Below are 1,375 nucleotides of genomic sequence, written 5' to 3' on the forward strand. Positions count from 1 at the left end.
GCGCGCAGCTGATGAAAGTACTGGACGGCATCAACCAGTCCGGGCTCGGCAGCCTGTGGTTTGCGGGTCAGGGCGTGAATACAGAATGGAAAATGAAGCGGGAGATGTTATCTCCTGCCTGGACAACGCGCTGGAGCGATATTCCCGTGGCGCGCGTTGAATAGCCAGACGCACGCAGCTAAAGCTGGAGCTGATGCCTGCCGGGTTTCTTACCGCGGAAATAACTACCGCGTGTCAACTTTTCACCACTTGAAAGCTGACGGATCCAGTATTCAAACACCAGAAGACGCCTGCGCAATCTGCCCCTAGCCATGTCGGCTGACTGCGTAATCGTTGACAGCTTTCCCCTCTAATCCGGATACTTTTTTTCTTTATCCTTCGGCAGGCTGGATGTTTTTAATCATGCGCCCGACCTGCATACAGAAGAAAAACCACAGCATTCCTGCAAAGAACACCCTAACCTGCGTGCCCATATCCTGCGCGGTAAGGGCATAACAGGTCATGGCGAAGCCCACCGCGAAGGCGATAAAAATGCGGGTACGTTTAAACATGCTGTTCTCCCTGTGCTGCGTCTTCCGAGGACGGTGTGAACGTGATAAGGCACGCCGCGTTAGCCAGACGGCTGCCGGTCAACGCTTCACGATCTGCGGCACTCAGGACTTTCACGTCACACATGTCCCGTTCAGCGATCTGTACGATGCGTGGAATCCGCTTGCTGTGTGTCATGTTTTGTTCCTTATGTGTCGGTACTCACGTACCCGTTCGATTACCTGCCCCGCGAGGTACCGGTGCTGGCTGTGAACATATATGCTGACTGCATCAACGTTTACAGGTTTACCCCATACTCGCGCGCCTGCTGCAATAGACCCTGTATTCCCACCTTTGTGCCTTTGTTTTGCTGTATTCTTCAGCGTGAGCTGTTTTTCTTCCAGGTATCATTGGCCATGAATGCCGCACGCGACACGCAAGCGCCCCACAGCAGCTGCAAGCCGATTTTGATCAACTCGCTGGCGTGCGGCAGGAAGAAGAGCGGCACGATAAATACCGTACTCAGCAGAAAGCCCCATTCAGCAGCACTTTTTCTGTCTTTACCGGTGAGCTTTATAATTCCGAGATATCCCGATACCAGCATTAGGGCTCTGTTCAACTCTTCCTCCATTTGAATAACTTATTGAGTCATCTATTTAATAACCTCAACACGCATCAAGCATTCATTGGGCATCCAATGTATACACATAAGATATCTATCATGCATGCAATGGATACGCATTGCGTATTCTTAACTTATGCCTGTTAGTGAATCAGTTCTCTAGTGCCCCGTCGCTCTCCAGCTTCTCACGTAAGGCCTCCAGAATATAAGCACTGAAATCCAGAG

4 protein-coding genes are annotated in these 1,375 nt (G+C 51.1%); 1 reads left to right on the forward strand and 3 read right to left on the reverse strand.

Annotation, left to right across the window (positions count from 1 at the left end; translation table 11 throughout):
- Positions 1 to 164 (forward strand): DUF4113 domain-containing protein (locus CBW22_RS23380; RefSeq protein WP_141097359.1); only part of this gene is annotated, 164 nt, incomplete at its 5' end.
- Positions 165 to 371: 207 nt separating this feature from the next.
- On the opposite strand, the gene CBW22_RS23385 is transcribed toward CBW22_RS23380, so the two are convergent.
- The 3 genes from CBW22_RS23385 to CBW22_RS23395 all read right to left on the reverse strand — a co-directional run bounded on the left by CBW22_RS23385 (position 372) and on the right by CBW22_RS23395 (position 1,159).
- Entirely contained in the window at positions 372 to 551 is a 180-nt protein-coding gene (locus tag CBW22_RS23385; RefSeq protein WP_088518012.1) for a hypothetical protein, read from the reverse strand.
- Complete coding sequence (locus CBW22_RS23390; protein WP_088518013.1) at positions 544 to 726, reverse strand: hypothetical protein; 183 nt, start codon at positions 724 to 726, stop codon at positions 544 to 546. Before CBW22_RS23390 ends, CBW22_RS23385 begins: the two co-directional genes overlap by 8 nt.
- A gap of 181 nt (positions 727 to 907) precedes the next feature.
- Positions 908 to 1,159, reverse strand: coding sequence for a hypothetical protein (locus CBW22_RS23395; protein WP_088518014.1), 252 nt, complete (start codon positions 1,157 to 1,159; stop codon positions 908 to 910).
- Positions 1,160 to 1,375: the final 216 nt, after the last annotated feature.

This window comes from Pantoea sp. VS1, assembly GCF_002207995.1.
Classification (GTDB): domain Bacteria; phylum Pseudomonadota; class Gammaproteobacteria; order Enterobacterales; family Enterobacteriaceae; genus Pantoea; species Pantoea dispersa.